We start from the raw sequence: 16372 nt of genomic DNA on the forward strand, positions 1-16372 counted from the left end.
GACTCAATTTTGTGCGCGCAGTCAGGCTGCTGCTGCTGCGCTCCGCACACCTTCGGCGAGTTCCGCCACAAGCTTTTCCACAGTGCCTATGCAGGCCGGTGTCGCCCTGCCCTCGCCATCGAGCGAGGCTCGCAAAGCATCGACAATGGCTGACCCCACGACAACGGCATCGGCATGGCACGCGATCGTACGCGCGCTTTCCGCCGTCTTGACGCCGAAACCAACGGCAACTGGTAGATTCGTATGCGCCTTGATGCCGGCAACCGCGGAAGCAACCTTGCTGTAATCAGGGACCCCTGCGCCTGTGATCCCAGTGATCGACACATAATAGAGGAAACCCGACGTATTGGCGAGCACGGCAGGCAGGCGCACAGCATCGGTCGTTGGTGTGGCAAGCCGGATAAAATTCAGCCCGGCCGCCCGCGCCGGAAGGCATAGTTCCTCATCCTCCTCGGGAGGCAGATCGACGACGATGAGACCATCCACGCCGACTTCCTTGGCCCGGTTCAGGAAAGCCTCCACCCCGAAGATATAGATCGGATTATAATAGCCCATCAAAATGATTGGGGTTGTCGCGTCCTTCGCGCGGAAAGCCGCGACCATGTCGAGGGTCTTGCGCAAGGTCATCCCAGCCTTGAGCGCCCGCAAGCCCGCCGCCTGGATCGCCGGCCCATCAGCCATGGGATCGGTGAAAGGCATGCCGACCTCGAGCACATCCGCACCCGCCCGCACCAGGGCGTGCAAAATCTCGAGAGAAGTCGACAGATCCGGATCGCCGGCCATCACGAAAGTCACAAGCCCGGCACGGCCGGCCTTGGCCAATTCCTCGAAGCGGCGATCGATGCGTGTGGGCATGAAATGGATTCACCTCTGAACAGGCACTCTCGTGCGACAGATTTCTCCCCCTTGTCCCTCCAGGCACGAATTGGGAGTTTGCTGTTTGTCGTTAAAACCAAATCCTCTGCAAGGAAACAGATTTTGCGATCGACGTCCCCCGATTAGTCAGCCCCTGCGCCGAGACGGGCCGCCCATTGCTCACGTCTGTTTAGACGTTTCCGAGCCCTTGTCTTTCAAGTAGCATCAAAAAAGGTAGGTCTAACCCTTGGATCGAGACGTTCGCACCAGAGCGAGAATGTCCGAAGCGGTCTTCGCCAAAGCCTGTGCAATATCGGGATAATGCATATGCATCGCGAGGCGCGAGAGATGATCGACATCAGCGGCGAGATAGAGCATTTCGAGCAAACGTTCGTCGGTGGACATATCTCGATCGCAATCGGAAAAATCGTCTTCATGGGCCACGGGCAACCTCAAATGGATTATTCAATATAATTTATCAACATAACGTGCATAATATATAATATGGAAATTCATTAATAAAAGCTACATTTTATACTATAATTAATGCATTATTCATTAATATACTCTGCAACAATAAAAATTGTCTGGATGGATTTACGATAATAATGTATTTTTATAAAATTGGACAATTCATCGACAAATTTTGTCGGATTTATATTTTGACATATTCAATTTAAGCCATAGAAAATCACATTGCTTGATGAAATTATAAGGAGAACATAACATGTGAACAGATATGAACTTATCATAATACTGAAGTATAAAATGTTAAAGTTAAATTTGCGCAACACTATAGGTTTTCGAAAATACATCATGAATCGAAAAGCTTCGGAGCCGGCATTTTTTATCATTACATAGTGAAGAGAGCAAATTATTCAAATCAGCTGAATCAAGAAATAAGCGGGACCTTAAGCATAGACTATCAAACCCTGAACAAATGCTGAATTCGGCTGATCAGCCGCGATAATCTTGTGCCCAAGGATCGCGGATAGCGCTCCGGCGTGTTCCACTTAGAATCTCTTCGGCAAAGAACATTCTGGTCACAGGCGCCCGCCCATGGCTCCCGCCTTAAGGCCTACGCTTATTCTCGATGTCCAATTGTACATCAGATTGATCCCAAAAGTGATGCCCAATCAGATGGAACAAGGCCGCAGGTCCATCTGATTGGATCGCTGCTGATGGCACTAGCCAACTGGCGCCAGATAATCGGCGACCGTGAAAATGTCTTTGTCACCACGGCCTGAAATATTGACCACCAAAAGATGATCACGCGGCTTTGAGGGCGCGACTTCGACCACCTTCGCCAAGGCATGAGCCGGCTCCAGCGCCGGGATGATTCCCTCGAGCTTTGCGCAAAGCTGAAAGGCGTCCAAGGCCTCATCGTCTCGGGCCGAGAGATAGGTGACGCGGCCGGTCTCCTTCAACCATGCGTGTTCCGGGCCGATCCCCGGATAATCCAGCCCCGCCGAGATCGAGTGGCCTTCTTCGATCTGACCATCCGCGTCCATGAGAAGATAAGTCCGATTACCGTGCAAGACGCCAGGCCGTCCACCCGCTAGCGAGGCGGCATGTTGCTTGTCGAGGCCGAAACCCGCCGCCTCGACCCCGTAAATCTCCACATTCGGCTCGTCGAGAAAGGGATGAAACAGGCCGATTGCATTGGAACCGCCGCCAATGCAGGCAAAAAGCGAGTCGGGAAGCCGCCCCTCGCGTTCCAGCATTTGCGTGCGAGTTTCCTCGCCGATCACGCATTGGAAATCACGCACCATGGCTGGATAAGGATGCGGACCCGCCGCCGTGCCAATGCAATAGAATGTATCGGTGACATTGGTCACCCAGTCACGCAAGGCCTCGTTCATCGCATCCTTCAGGGTTCGTGCTCCCGATTGCACGGGCACAACCTTGGCACCCAAAAGGTTCATGCGAAAGACATTGGGCTTTTGCCGTTCGACGTCGACCGCGCCCATATAGATCACGCATTCGAGGCCGAAGCGCGCGCAGGCCGTGGCGGTCGCTACGCCATGCTGGCCGGCCCCCGTCTCGGCGATGATGCGCGTCTTGCCCATCCGCCGCGCCAAGAGAATCTGGCCGAGCACATTATTGATCTTATGCGCGCCCGTATGGTTCAGCTCCTCGCGCTTGAAATAGACCTTGGCGCCTCCCCTGCCACCGGCGTGCGCCGCAATAGCACGCACATGTTCGGTCAAACGCTCAGCGTAATAAAGAGGGCTCGGCCTGCCGACATAATGCGTCAGAAGACCATCGAGCTCCGCCTTGAAGGCGGGATCGACGCGTGCCAGCGCATAATGCTTTTCGAGATCGAGAATCAGCGGCATCAAGGTTTCGGCGACGAATCGACCACCAAAAATGCCGAAATGCCCTCTCTCATCCGGGCCCGAGCGATAGGAATTGAGAGGTTCGTGGGGCATGGTTTGATCCTGTTTCCTTCTTCGCCCCTCCTTTGTTCAGTCGGGGCGTTTGCAACCCTAGCCAATGGGCTTGGATCGAGAAAATAGCTTCTCGTCAAATAGATTAGAGCCTTTTCATGATCCAGCCTGTCATGAAAAGGCTCTAGAGCATCTCATCCTAAAATGGATCACCCTTTTAGGATCAATCTGATCCGCTTTCGAAGATCGAGAGCATCAGATGGCAGATCGATCCGAACGTCTGGTGCTCTAAACCGCATGTCTCACGCACATGAGCATATGCGCGCTTTTTACCGCGAAGCGAAGCAGAACATTTCGAAGAAGCTGCGGAGAAGTTCAAGTCGATTTCTTGTCCCGGTCTTGGCCATCAAGCGTCCCATATGCGTCCGCAAGGTCGAGGCAGACACGCCAAGCTTCGCAGCGACCAATGTCAGCGACTCACTGTGAATGAGTTCCCCCAGGATTGCGATCTCGATCGACGTTAAGGAATAAGCATCGGCAAAACTTTGCATCCGAGTGGAAAGATCATGCTGCGGATTGACCAGGAAAAGCGCGGCAACGGGCCGTGCCCGATGGGCCACCATCGCCGCCGTCTTTTCCTGAAGGGGCAAGACATGCACGCGGATGGGCTGATCCGAACCGCGGCGCGGGAGCTCGAGCATTGTGGTGAGCGGATCGGTCAAGGCCCGCGGGTCGACACAGGCGCGCACCATGGCCGCAAGTCGGGAGGTCAGGGTCGTTGCCTCCGCGACGAGTTCACCTCGAATGAAAGCCAGCCCCTGTTGCTGACGAAGCAGCTCCTCGGCAACCTCATTGGCATAGACGATCCGGCATTTTTCGCTCAGGAGAATAGTGCCGAACCCCGCAGTGGCAATCGCCCGCCCTAGAAACTCCGCCGTCTGACGACTATGGGCCAGGAGGCTGGAAAGATCATAGGCACGCCGCAAATGCGGCGCGAGAAGAGTCAGAAAATGTTCGATGCCCGTCTGAGCGAAATCGGTTTTTTGGCTTCGCATGAGGGCGAAGACATCGGCGCCCCCAGGTCCATTGAGATTCACACTGATAAAGGCTTCCCATCCCTGGGGCTTGGCGAATTCATTATAAAAGGATGACGCACGATAAGCAGCGGTATCGGTTATGGAATTGCCAATAGAAACGGTTTCGGCCATTTGGGACAATCGGCCAGGGATGAACGGATTCAAGGCATGAAAATGGCTTCGATAAGCAAAGTCATAAAAAGGATCGAAATTATAGCTTGCGATCTTCTTAGGCTTTGTCTCTGACATCTCCGCTTCCAAAGCGGCGGCAACGCCATGGGTATGGGTGACGATCCTTTGCAGGACGTCTTCCCAACCCGATGGATCGATGACGCAATCATAGATGGCGCGGATCAAATTTTCGACGACGGGATCAATCACCCCTGTCCACCACGGATCTTTTCAAAAGCGTGACCTTTCAGGATCTTGAGATTTTGAGAACCATGTTTCCATATTAGGAGCATTGGTCGTAACTATTTTCAGACCCGATTAGGCCATTACAATTTAAAGTTACAAGCAAGCCAAAGGTTCCGCTTACGCATGGTGCTTTCCAGCGAAAAATCCAAAGCCTCGGCCCAGCCAGCCACGGCACGGCTTCAAATCCTTTGGCAATTCTCATCCTGCAATTTCGAGGAATGGGAAAGCGTCCCTTCTCGGCCTGTTGGAGCCGATGGGTCCGACGCAACAAGTAATACCTTAGCTCATAAATAACTAATTATTTAATACTATAATATTATTAATATATTTTGTGAAAGAGCAAAAACTATAGAAACAAACTAAGCATCATTATCCACAATGCATAGTACAACATGACAAAAACCATAAATAACGCGCAAACAGCAACACATCGTTATTACGCCAGAGCTTTCACGGCATGGCCAAGCTGGGCATTTCGAAAAAGCTGCGCAGGAGTGCAAGCCGGTTACCCGCTCCGGTCTTGACCATGAGACGTCCAAGATGCGTCCGCAAAGTCGAGGCAGACATGCTAAGTTTCGCCGCGATGATCGTCAGCGACTCGCTTTGAATAATTTCGCCCAAAATCGCGATCTCTGCCGATGTCAGTGCATGGGTCTCGGCGAAGCTTTGCAAACGCACGGAAAGATCTTGATGCGGATCGATCAAGAAAAGCGCAGCGACCGGCTGCGCCTTGTCCGTCAGCATGGTTGCCGTCTTGTCCTGCAAGGGAAGGACATGAGCAAGGATCGGCTGATCTGAGCCACGACGCGGGAGTTTGAGGATCCTGCCGAGCGGAAAGGTCGAGGCGCGAGGATCGACACAGGCACGCACCAAAGCCTCGAGTTGAGCAGTCAGGGGCGAGGCTTCGGCCACGAGTTGCCCTCTGATGAAGGCTAAGCCTTTTTGCTGGCGGAGCATGTCCTCAGCGACCTGGTTAGCATAGATGATCCGGCATTTCTCGTTCAGCAGAATAGTTCCGAAACCCGCCGCCGCAATGGCCTGTCCCAAGAGGTTCGTTGTCTGACGGGTCCTCACCAGCAAGGTGCTGAGATCGTAGGCACGCCGCAAATGCGGTGCGAGAATGGAGAGAAAACGCTCGATGCCGGCCTGAGTGAAATCGGTTTTTCGGTTTCGCATGAGAGCCAGAACATCCGCCGAGCCAGACCCGTTGAGGCTGATGCCGATGAGAGCTTCCCATTCCTGCGGTTTGGCGAATTCATTGAAGAAAGCCGAAGATCGGTAAAGGGCGGTCTCGGTCAGAAAATTCCCAATACAAACTTGTTCCGGCGCTTCCGCCTGGAGAAAGGGAACGAAGGGATCGAGCTTATAAAAATAGTCTCGGTAGGCCTTGGTATAGAAAGGGTCAACATCGCAAGTCGCAACGATTTTGGGCTTTACCCCTGGTATGCCGCTATCCGCCTCCATGGCCGCGGAGACTGCATGGGTCTGAGTGACAATACACTGCAGAACCTCTTCCCAGCCGGAAGGATCAATGACGCAATCATAGATGGCGCGGATCAGGCTTTCGATTAAAGGATCAATCACGCCTACCCACCAGAGATCTCCCCAAAATTAAGGTTTCAATTTAGGGCAAAGACTGTGTATGCAACCCAATTCGCTGTAAATAAGACAAAAGGTAGCAATAGAGCGAGATCAAACAAATTTCAAATCTTATTAAAAATTGTATTTTAATCCGATATGTAAGAAACTGGTTTTACTCTATTAACTGCTAATGCTATGATAAAGTGGTGGCATGCGCTTATCAGATAAAATTTAAGCATTTATATAGCGTTTCACGGCATGGCCAAGCTGGCCATTTCGAAAAAGCGGCGCAGGAGTGCAAGCCGGTTGCTCGCTCCGGTCTTGGCCATGAGACGTCCAAGATGCGTCCGCAAGGTCGAGGCAGCCATGCCGAGTTTCGCCGCGATGATCGTCAGCGAGTCGCTTTGGATGATTTCGCTCATGATCGCGATCTCTACCGATGTCAGAGCATAGGCATTGGCGAAGCTTTGCAAACGCGCGGAAAGATCTTGATGCGGATCGATCAGGAAAAGAGCCGCAACCGGGCGCACCTTGTTGGTAAGCATGGCTGCCGTCTTTTCTCGGAGGGGCAGAACATGGACGAGGATGGGCTGATCGATTTTGCGGCGCGTTAGCTTGAGTATCGTGCCAAGGGGATAAGTCGCAGCTTTTTGATCGACACAGGCGCGGACCAAGGCTTGCAGCTGGCTGGTCAGTGGCGATGCCTCAGCAAGGAGTTCACCTCTGATGAAAACAAGACCGCTTTGCTGGCGGAGCATGTCTTCAGCGACCTGATTGGCATAGATGATCCGGCAATTCTCACTCAGCAGAACGGTCCCGAAACCGGCCGCAGCGATAGCCTGCCCCAAAAAATCCGTCGTCTGATGCGCTTTGGCCAGCAAACCGCCGAGATCATAGGCTCGACAGACGTGCGGGGCGAGACGGGAAAGAAGATCCTCGCCCCCCGTCTGCGCAAAATCTGCATTCCGGTTATGCATCAGGGCAAGGACATCAGCGGAACCCGGTCCATTGAGGCTGATGCCATTGAAGCCTTCCCACTCCTGCGGCTTGGCGAATTCATTGAAGAAGGAGGACTCGCGATACGAGGCCGTCGTGGTGAGGCTATCTCCACTATAAACCTTTTCAGCCATATAGTTCATACGAAGAGGAATGAAAGGATTTACAGTATAAAAATGCTCTAGATAGATCTTTGAATAGAAAGGATCGACATTCCATCTTGCAATATTGCTGGGCTTTGCATCAAATGTCGTCTGCATAGAAGCGGAGACAGCGTTGGTCTTGGTGACAATACGCCGCAGAACTTCCTCCCAGCCGGAAGGATCAACAACACAATCATAGATGGCGCGGATTAAACTTTCGACAAAAGGATCAATCACGCCTATCCACCATGGATCGTTCCAAAAGCGTGACCTTTCAAGAGTGGGAAACCCTTGGGAAAAGAGTATTCAATATAAAAAACTACCCATATTATGCCATATGGTAGCAGCATAGGCCCTTTAATAAAATATTATTTATTAATTTATGGCAAGTCAATAAACATAAAAAATGCTCCTCCTGGACTGAATCATGCGTCTGTGAAGCCAAAACGCGACAGTTTTTTCGCGGGATTGTCTTTAATCTTTCACTTTTTCACGCTCGTCCAGGTGCTTTGCTTCCGATGCTGCCCTCGGCATCAATTTTCGCCTGCCCGCCATCCATCGGGTTTTGCGCTTCCTCGCCCGACAGACAATCGGCGGAATGAGATCATCCCTCCTCCATCAACAAAAGGTGTCATTGCCGCTTTATCGGGAATCTCTATTTTACTTTTCAGGAGACGCCCAAAACACAAGTAGGCAGCGCAAGGTAGGCCCGAAACAAGTTTCTTCTACTCGCATGCAGGTTTCCCCTCCTCAAAACGACGGAGCAAGACATGACAATCGTCCGCAAGGCTTCAGCCAAATGGTCCGGTGGGCTCAAGGATGGCAAGGGCGCTATTTCAACCGAAAGCGGCGCGTTGGACGCCTATCCCTATGGTTTCGCCTCCCGTTTCGAGGGCCAGAAAGGCACCAATCCGGAAGAACTTCTGGGCGCTGCTCATGCCGGCTGCTTCACCATGGCGCTATCGCTCATCCTCGGTGAGGCGAAGCTCGTCGCCACGGAGATGGAAACGACCGCCAAGGTCTCTCTGGATCAGGTCGAGGGCGGTTTTGCGATCACCAAGGTCCACCTGACCCTGACGGCCAAGATTCCCGGAGCGGACCAGGCAACGTTCACCGAACTCGCCAATAAGGCCAAGGCCAATTGCCCGCTTTCGAAAGTGATCAAGGCCGACATCAGCCTGGAAGCCACTTTGCTGGCCTGATCTTTTTGTGACTTGATCGACGCCATACGAAAAGCTCGGCCAGGCCTGTTGCCTGCGCGCGCAAAAGTACGCGCAGGCCGTTCCTATAGCCGTGGTATCAGAAGGGATAATAACGCAGGCTGGTCAGAAAGATATGTTCGTCCGTCTTGGGGGCGCCGCCGATGCCGACGAAACCAAAGCGCTGCGTATAGGAATATTGCATGCCGAATTTCAAATGGCCGAAGGGCCCATCGTAAATATGGTCCCAGAGTCCGCCAGTGATCTGACGGATGAGTTTCGTATTGCCATTGCAAGTCGTGCTCGGCGCGCCCTCTGTCGAACAGCCTCTATTGTCGTACAGCGGGTTTCCATAGCCATAGGCTAGGCCGGAAGCAGTGGTCGCATAAGTCGCCCGCTCGAATTCCTCGCCGCCATAACCATAGAGATCGAGCTTAGACGTGGGGCTCCATGTCAAGCCAGCGAAAAGAATGGTTTCTGGAATCGGAGAAACCGCCCCATTGGGATCGATCGTCGCATCAGGCAAGAGCGCCGAGCCATAGCGGCCGATGCCCGTCCCGGTCAGGCCAGAAAGTTGCAAGTTGAGTGTTTTGGGGATGATCGGAAAGATCAGCGAGCCACCAATACCGCCGGCCGCAACATCGTGATTGGCAAATTGATTGCGCGTATAAATGTCGCGATAGATTCCGAACAATTCCATATGAGTCTTGCGATCGAATACAGTCGGCTCATAGGCGATCTTACCGATAATGTCCGGCACATGATTAATCGACATCTGATTTTGTGCGTCGAACAATGAACCGCCCTGAGTCATGTAAAGCAAGGTTGGTGGCAGAGGCGCAGTCCCCCAGGGCGTCGAGCCAACATTATAGAAAGTCGTCGCCGGATTTTCGAGCGAGGCCGAAATCCAGAGTTCCTTATTCATGAGTTCCTTGGTCAGACGCAACTGAGGTTGCCGTGTCCATACGAACCCTGGAACATAGCCGACATCGATGGTCTGTGGGAGGTATTCGTCGCGCGGCATGATCCCGTTATGATTGATAGTCGCAAGCGACCAGGATTGACCGGCGAGCAAATGAAGGCCGAGATCACCCCAATCCACGGTTCCATAGAGATTACGGATACGCGGTGAGAAGGAATTGCTCTCGTTTGTATTCGCCGTCTGCGGTGCTGCGAGAAAATCGAATTCGCCATAGGCTGCAAGATGCGTCACCGGGCTCACATTCGCCTCAATGAGAATGGAGGCACGGCTCTGTCGCGAGCTGCCGCGAAACTCACGCGTATGGCCAAGCGGAATATTGCCATAGGGAATGGCATTGAACGGCGTCGCTATGTCAGATGCTAGATTCTTGCTGCGGAAAACGCCATCGAGATCGACATAGCCACCGGGCGTCACCCGTATACCGTTGAAGTCGAATGTATAATGGCCACTCAACTGATTAATCGGCAAAGGCGTCGTAACCGGAACACGCTCATGGGCCGCACCGAAGGGATCACGAATATGCACATGCTGCGCGGAAGCCTCATTCTGCGGCGCCGCCGTGCCGTGAACCGGCTGCGGCCGCTCATGAACGTGAACGATATGGGTTTTGTGTTCATGGGAGGCCTGCCCGTTGACCTTTTCCTCGAGTTCCTTCAGCCGCGCCTTGATGACGTCGAAATCCTCCAGCTTCTTTTTCAAGGCTCGGATTTCCGCCGCCATATCATCGGCTTTTACGGGCAAGGCATGAAGCGGCCCGAAGACACCGGCCAGAAGCAAGACCCACGCGAGGCGCGCAGCCCTATTATCGGGGAGGAAACGCCGTCGAAATCCAAGCATTATCAGGCAGTCTCCTCGTATCCACCCTTATTGAAGCGCGACTCGTCGCTGTTCAATAAGGGTGGATACGGTTTTAAAAGTGACGGTTCGAGAATCTGTGATTCTCGATACTAGGTACAAACTCAATCAGGGGGACCACATCGACCCGTCCAGATTTTCTACAAGGGCAATCGTTCGCGATTCGAGAACTAAAATATCTTTCATATTTGGCCTCTGGTTTCACCATTGGCGAGAAGCACCTCCATGGCATGGCTATTTCCCTTTTAGCCGTCATCCCCCTTGATTCATAAGCCTTATGAGCGATTTTGCGACGCCGCATCCCGAAGTCAGGTTTCACTTCGTCGTGAATCGGCTTGTTCGTTTCCCCTCCCATTTCGGGCAAAGCCCAGGCAGACCTCCTCGTCACCCTTGTTCAATATTCTCCTGTTATGAAATGGGATTCCTCATCCGTCCCATGCCATCCCTCTCCCCGAGGTTGAAACAGGCCGATTTCATGCGTTTCATTCAAACCTTTGAGCTCGCACCCTTTCTGGATTCCTTCGTCAGCTTGTTTTCGGCTTTTGTGCTCGGCACGGCGATCGGCGCTGAGCGGCAATATCGCCAGCGTGTGCCGGGCTTGCGCACCAATGTTCTCGTCGCTGTCGGCGCAGCCGCCTTTGTCGATCTCGCGGCGCGGATCGGCGGCACGGAGGGAGCGGTCCGCGTCATCGCTTATGTAGTCTCCGGCGTCGGTTTCCTCGGCGCTGGCACGATCATGAAGGAGGGCGCCAATGTCCGCGGGCTCAATACGGCGGCGACGCTCTGGGCCTCGGCCGCGGTCGGAGCCTGCGCCGGCGCCGACATGGTCGCCGAAGCCGTGATGGTGACGATATTCATTCTCATGGGCAATACGCTGCTGCGGCCGGTGGTCAATCTCATCAACAGCCGGCCGCTCGACACGATTGCATCAGAAGGCGAATTCACCGTTCGCGTCACGGTGAACGACGAAGCGGTGCCCACTGTCCGCAATCAGCTCACACGTCAATTATCCACCGCCAATCTGCCGATCAGCGAGATCGAGACCGAGGAAGTCTCGGATACGGTAACGGATCTGGTGGCCACGCTCGTTGCCACGTCGATCGATGCCAAGGCGCTCGACGCGGCACTCGCCAATCTCCGCACACAACCAGACGTGCGCCATGCGAGCTGGGAAATGAATACAGCCGGGTCGGAATAAAGGCGCGAAAGACGCAACAAAAAAAGCGACGGCTGATCAAAGTCGAGCGATGCACGCTTTGTTGTTTCGCCAAAACTCTTGCATTGGCTCGATGATGGAAATTTCAGTCCCGCAGAACTTGCGTCCCACGTAGAACAAGTCCGTGGCAATACGCCAACAACTGGCGGCATCGCCATTGACGATGCTGGTACGATCTATCTGAGTGGCACGGACAATCGCCGCATTCTGGCGATTGGTGCCGATGGCAAGGTTTCAACCTTGATTGCCAATCCGAGGCTGATCTGGTCGGATGCCATGTGGGTCGATAATGATGGCTTCCTGTGGATTCCCGCCTCGCAGCAAAATCCGACGCCGGGATTTACGGGCGGCAAGCGGGAAGTGAATTATCCGGTCGGGATTTTACAAAATGCAGATCCATCAGAAGCCGGCTTGGAATGATCATCCTCCAGAGAAGATCAGCGGGGAGGTTCGCGCATTCTTAAAATCGAATGCGCAACTCGACCCAAAATGGATATTCGTTACGTAAATCGAACGGATGATTTAGTCAAAAGCAGATATTCGCGCCATTTTCCTCAACTTGTCTATCGGATTCCATCGTTCTCGTTAAGCACTGAAGTGTCGTCACTCCAAAACAGCCACTCCCATATCTCGGCACGTCAACTCGGCTCCGCACGCCTTTGCCGAAGTCCCGTCACGGTGCTAGGGTCACGATCTTATTTGAAGGCTCTTAACCAAGTATAATACGTCCATTAACGGCGTTGACGACGTATTCTCTCGGAAATATAGGAATGGGGAAATCCCTCGATCGAAACGCGAAGAACCTTGGAGAGGCCAGTGGCGGCTAATGGTAGTATGGCAGTTTGGTGTGTGCATCGAGCTGGCTCGCAAAATGCCACGGCCGAAGTACACTTCAATTATTGGCGTATAGCTGGGGACACCGATTTTTCAGGACGTCGAGGTCACCCGGCTAGGGATTTCGCGGAGATAGGAATTTGGCTGGCAACCCCCTTGCTGACAGAGAAGGTATACATTTTCATTCCTGAAGTACTCGACGATAACACAATTGAAGACTGCGGCCCTTATTTTTCGGAAGTAAGCATTGCACAGGGGATATTCAATGAACCTCTATCATGCATATCTGCTGGTCCGCCAGGTCCTCCTCGTGTCGAGTTGCAAAAGGGGCAAGCTCCATACTGCCGCGTTCACAAGTTCATGAAGGACTCTTCAGGAAAGATTGACCTTTCACAGTTGTCAAGGACAGACTATCCTGGCGGAACTCTATTAGAGATAACTCGTTGTGCTATTGACGAGGTTTGCACGACGATCCTCGCAGCAGCTTACTTCAGGTTAAGAATTTATGTTAAGGACAGGAGAAAGGGACCGTTTGTACGAGTGATACCGCCGAAAGACAGGTTCTTTCAGAGCGGTTTCGACGAAGTCGAATATGTGGACTTTCGCTTGAATGAAGCCCGCACGCTTCCCCCCTCCATTGAAACACGCATGAGAACAGATCACGCTGTCTCCCTTGCAATCACGAAGGTAGCGTTTCTAACTGCGGTCCCTGTTCTGTCGGACTTAACAGCAAGCAATCGGGAGTCACACAAGAACAGACTCCTGGAGCACGATCTCTGGGACCCTTACATTCCGAGTGGGATACCTCCCGGTATGATGGTTTATCACTGGCGCAAGGATGAGGCTCAAGGCGTTGAAGATTTCTCCGCTTTTGTGAAACTTCAAACACGTAGAAGCGGTCGCCGAACCTTATATGCATATTTAGCCGTCGCTTTCGTGTTCGGCATCGTTGGTAATCTTGTTGCTTCTGAGATCCAACCCCATATTGAACATGTATGGATAGACTATGTATGGAATCGAATCTGGAGCATGAACTTACCAGTGAGTCCTTCGAAACCGACTCACTCATTGCCGGAGCCTCGGTAAACCGAATGACGCAATGGCATGATCGGCGATATCTCGTGCCTGGAGCTTACCCGCAGATGATCTGCGCCGAATCTGAAATTGCTCGTCCCACTCTATCCGCGACCGAGCGAGAAGCGTTAGCCTTCCTTATGCCCCTTTCTGGTGATTATCCTGATATCGTTCCTTGGTTCTGTTCCAAGGTTGTTCCGGGTCTACGGATTGGGACCAGGACACTGCTACCTATTGAGCGTGAAGGTCGCCTAGTCGGCTTAGGGATCGGAAAGCGAGAGGAAGCCGAGCGGAAGATATGCACCGTGCGGGTCGCTCCCTCGCATATGGGACGCGGCATCGGCCTTCGAATTTTCGATGGGCTTCTAAAATGGCTTAATGTTGACAAGCCTCACTTGACAGTGAGTGAAGGGAAGCTCGCTGCGTTTGAGCGAATATTCGACTGGTATGGGTTTGATCTCACTTCTGTTAGATCTGGAGTCTACATCCCAAACTCATCAGAGTTAGGATACAATGAGTTGAAGAGTACACTTGACAATAAAGGCCTAGCCCAATCTTGGCCTGATAGCCTGCACGATAGCGTCAAGCTCAAACCCCTTGGTTGAGCAGGCTTTCTCAAAAGGTAAGCCAAGCTCATTCGCATAGCTTTCAACTGCCTGCCTCTCCTGCTCCATCTCTAAGGATAGTTCTAATTCAGAACGATATGGGCACTGTTTACGTTCTAAACGGCGATGGAAAATGTCGCTTACCGAAGCCTCGAGTAGCAAAAGTCCGTGTGGTTTGAGAGATTGTACGACCTCCACCGGCACCCGCACGAGTTCCCGATTATTGTCGATGATAGCATGGCCATCAATAATTACTAATTCGGCATTACATCCACGTAGCTGCCGATCTAACGCATCGGCAAGAAAGAACTGCCTACGAATAATTGCGTCGGAGCTAGAGGATCGTAATTCATTAGCCTCACAATGGGAGGCCGCACTCAACAGGCTACCTGCATTGAGGCATAAGACGTTAGCATGTCGCAGGGTATAGGAGCGACATGCTGTCGTCTTACCAACCCCCGAAACACCAAAAAGGAGAAGTCTATGAGTCACGACCAAAGTAACTCTAGCTGTGTAGCCATATCACGCTTTCTATCCTCGCCTATGTACATATAGGACTGTGGTGGCGTGAACTTATCAACCAGATCAGACGGATTAATGTGCGGCTCAAATTCTCGAACATTCCCAATCTGAAGAGCATACGCATCTTTGCATCCGTCGAAATACGAGTCAAAGTATTCCCTTGATATGCCAGAGCCCCATTGGCTTCGCTCCCACAGCCTATCTGGAGAATCCCTGATAATATCCACGATATCGAACTCTCCGACTATTCTACCAACGGGCATTGTACAATATATAATTGCTACCCGAACATCTCGTCGGGCAAAGACTTTCCGCCGAAATTCGAATACCTTCTTGCCGGACATTATATTTGCAACATGATCCGGCTTAATCGATAATAAGACGCGCATCGACATTCCCCATATCAATTATGTGATGCAACTGCTCAGAGGAGAGCTCGCGTAAGTCCCACCGTGGTTGTTCGGTGATACCTACTTCATCCAATAGCTTACCCCTGGTCATACGGCGACCAAACGCCGCATTGTATGTCATACGAGCTACGTAAAGTTTCCGGTTTGTCACAAACCAGTCGCGAAGAGTGTTATCATCAAACACACTATGCTTTCTCGCATAATCCACAAAAGCGTCAACGTCCGAAAAGTCTTGCTTTCTTCGTACGTCCTCTACAACGCAGATGGATGTAGCTACCGATCTATAGTAAGCTGGCGCTTTTCCATCAGATGTTCTATACATAACCACTACGTCACCACGAGATAATCTAGTAAGAGGCACTCGCCCTATATAAGCTTTATGAATTGTATTTGTGTGAGAGACATCCTCTACTATCTCCTTCGGCTCATTGTTCAATATCGAATCGGGTAGGAGCTGTGAGTGAAACTCCGGATAAATAGCAAGGAGCCAGTATCGCTGCCCGGCGGTATGTATGAACGGATAGTCTGAAATCATATTGCCTGTAAAATGATCTAATCGTCGCACAAGCACCAGTTCAATGCCATCAATCGTCGTCTTGGTTGCATGACGCACAAATCCGTATCGCTCGAACAGCGCAATCAGATCGGCGTGAATATCAAAAACAGTGATATAAATTCCATCTCTTCCTTCCAAGATCGCAGTATCAAGTATCTTTTTGAGGACGCGTTCACCCATCTTCGTCCCGCGTCCCTCTATCTTAAGAGTGCCTACCTTCAGCCAGCGAGCATTGGGAAGCGGAGGATCAACATCGGTCACAGGATGGTCTTCAAGCTTTAGATAGATCATGCCGCTAAGGTAGGAGCCGTCAACCACGACATATAGGTCCTCGTCGGCCTTGCGGGCGAACCAAGCGGAAAAATTCTGATATCCTGCTTTTAAGCTATCAAAAAATGGATCGGCTAGCGACAGTTCGCGAAACTTTGTTAACCGAAGTTGCCTCGACATTTCCCCTCCCCTTCGAGGCTCATTTACCCCAGAACGCTTGTAGCCCACAATGACAATGGAGCGCTACCGAGTCCAGAGCCACGCAGTAGACTTCCTTTTGAGACATTCCAACTAGAATTAGCAAAGCCCACCTTGGGTCAGATCCATCTATAGTATCAGACCCAAAGTTTTTCCGCCCTTGGAAAAAATCTGACGGGTTTAGAAAGATATC

Annotated in this window: 13 protein-coding genes; 4 read left to right on the forward strand and 9 right to left on the reverse strand. The window is 52.0% G+C overall.

The genetic code is table 11. The features are described from left to right. Positions 1–21 precede the first annotated feature (21 nt). From trpA to BIND_RS10085, 6 genes are all read right to left on the reverse strand, one after another. Positions 22–855: a tryptophan synthase subunit alpha gene (gene trpA / locus BIND_RS10060; protein ID WP_012384967.1), complete on the reverse strand. Its 834-nt coding sequence runs from the start codon at positions 853–855 to the stop codon at positions 22–24. 240 nt (positions 856–1095) lie between these two features. After that, on the reverse strand, positions 1096–1260 hold the full coding sequence (locus tag BIND_RS21625; RefSeq protein ID WP_158304372.1) for a hypothetical protein: 165 nt from the start codon (positions 1258–1260) through the stop codon (positions 1096–1098). Between the two features lie 782 nt (positions 1261–2042). Further along, positions 2043–3287, reverse strand: a complete 1245-nt coding sequence (gene trpB / locus BIND_RS10070) for a tryptophan synthase subunit beta (RefSeq protein WP_012384969.1) — start codon at positions 3285–3287, stop codon at positions 2043–2045. A gap of 287 nt (positions 3288–3574) precedes the next feature. Further along, positions 3575–4702: a helix-turn-helix transcriptional regulator gene (locus BIND_RS10075; protein WP_012384970.1), complete on the reverse strand. Its 1128-nt coding sequence runs from the start codon at positions 4700–4702 to the stop codon at positions 3575–3577. Between the two features lie 486 nt (positions 4703–5188). Beyond that, positions 5189–6322 carry a helix-turn-helix transcriptional regulator gene (locus BIND_RS10080; protein ID WP_012384971.1) on the reverse strand — a complete coding sequence of 378 codons (1134 nt, stop codon included), beginning with the start codon at positions 6320–6322 and terminating at the stop codon, positions 5189–5191. Between the two features lie 248 nt (positions 6323–6570). After that, positions 6571–7695 carry a helix-turn-helix transcriptional regulator gene (locus BIND_RS10085; RefSeq protein ID WP_012384972.1) on the reverse strand — a complete coding sequence of 375 codons (1125 nt, stop codon included), beginning with the start codon at positions 7693–7695 and terminating at the stop codon, positions 6571–6573. Between the two features lie 533 nt (positions 7696–8228). Here BIND_RS10085 and BIND_RS10090 point away from each other — a divergent pair. Next, positions 8229–8660 (forward strand): OsmC family protein, encoded by a 432-nt coding sequence (locus BIND_RS10090; protein WP_012384973.1) that lies wholly within the window; start codon positions 8229–8231, stop codon positions 8658–8660. Between the two features lie 97 nt (positions 8661–8757). On the opposite strand, the gene BIND_RS10095 is transcribed toward BIND_RS10090, so the two are convergent. Continuing rightward, positions 8758–10476 carry a hypothetical protein gene (locus tag BIND_RS10095; protein ID WP_012384974.1) on the reverse strand — a complete coding sequence of 573 codons (1719 nt, stop codon included), beginning with the start codon at positions 10474–10476 and terminating at the stop codon, positions 8758–8760. Positions 10477–10969: 493 nt separating this feature from the next. Here BIND_RS10095 and BIND_RS10100 point away from each other — a divergent pair, with 493 nt between their 5' ends. The 3 genes from BIND_RS10100 (at position 10970) to BIND_RS21630 (ending at position 13630) form a co-directional block, all read left to right on the forward strand. Continuing rightward, on the forward strand, positions 10970–11692 hold the full coding sequence (locus BIND_RS10100; protein WP_012384975.1) for an MgtC/SapB family protein: 723 nt from the start codon (positions 10970–10972) through the stop codon (positions 11690–11692). A gap of 78 nt (positions 11693–11770) precedes the next feature. After that, positions 11771–12130: a hypothetical protein gene (locus BIND_RS10105; protein WP_012384976.1), complete on the forward strand. Its 360-nt coding sequence runs from the start codon at positions 11771–11773 to the stop codon at positions 12128–12130. 396 nt (positions 12131–12526) lie between these two features. Further along, positions 12527–13630, forward strand: coding sequence for a hypothetical protein (locus BIND_RS21630; RefSeq protein WP_012384977.1), 1104 nt, complete (start codon positions 12527–12529; stop codon positions 13628–13630). Positions 13631–14163: 533 nt separating this feature from the next. Here the strand turns inward: BIND_RS21630 and BIND_RS20590 are convergent. Both BIND_RS20590 and BIND_RS10125 read right to left on the reverse strand, forming a co-directional pair. After that, complete coding sequence (locus BIND_RS20590; protein WP_158304373.1) at positions 14164–14715, reverse strand: ATP-binding protein; 552 nt, start codon at positions 14713–14715, stop codon at positions 14164–14166. 396 nt (positions 14716–15111) lie between these two features. Continuing rightward, a complete protein-coding gene (locus BIND_RS10125; protein ID WP_012384981.1) occupies positions 15112–16161 on the reverse strand; it encodes an N-acetyltransferase in 1050 nt (349 codons plus the stop codon). Positions 16162–16372: the final 211 nt, after the last annotated feature.

The sequence above is a fragment of the Beijerinckia indica subsp. indica ATCC 9039 genome (assembly GCF_000019845.1).
GTDB lineage: Bacteria > Pseudomonadota > Alphaproteobacteria > Rhizobiales > Beijerinckiaceae > Beijerinckia > Beijerinckia indica.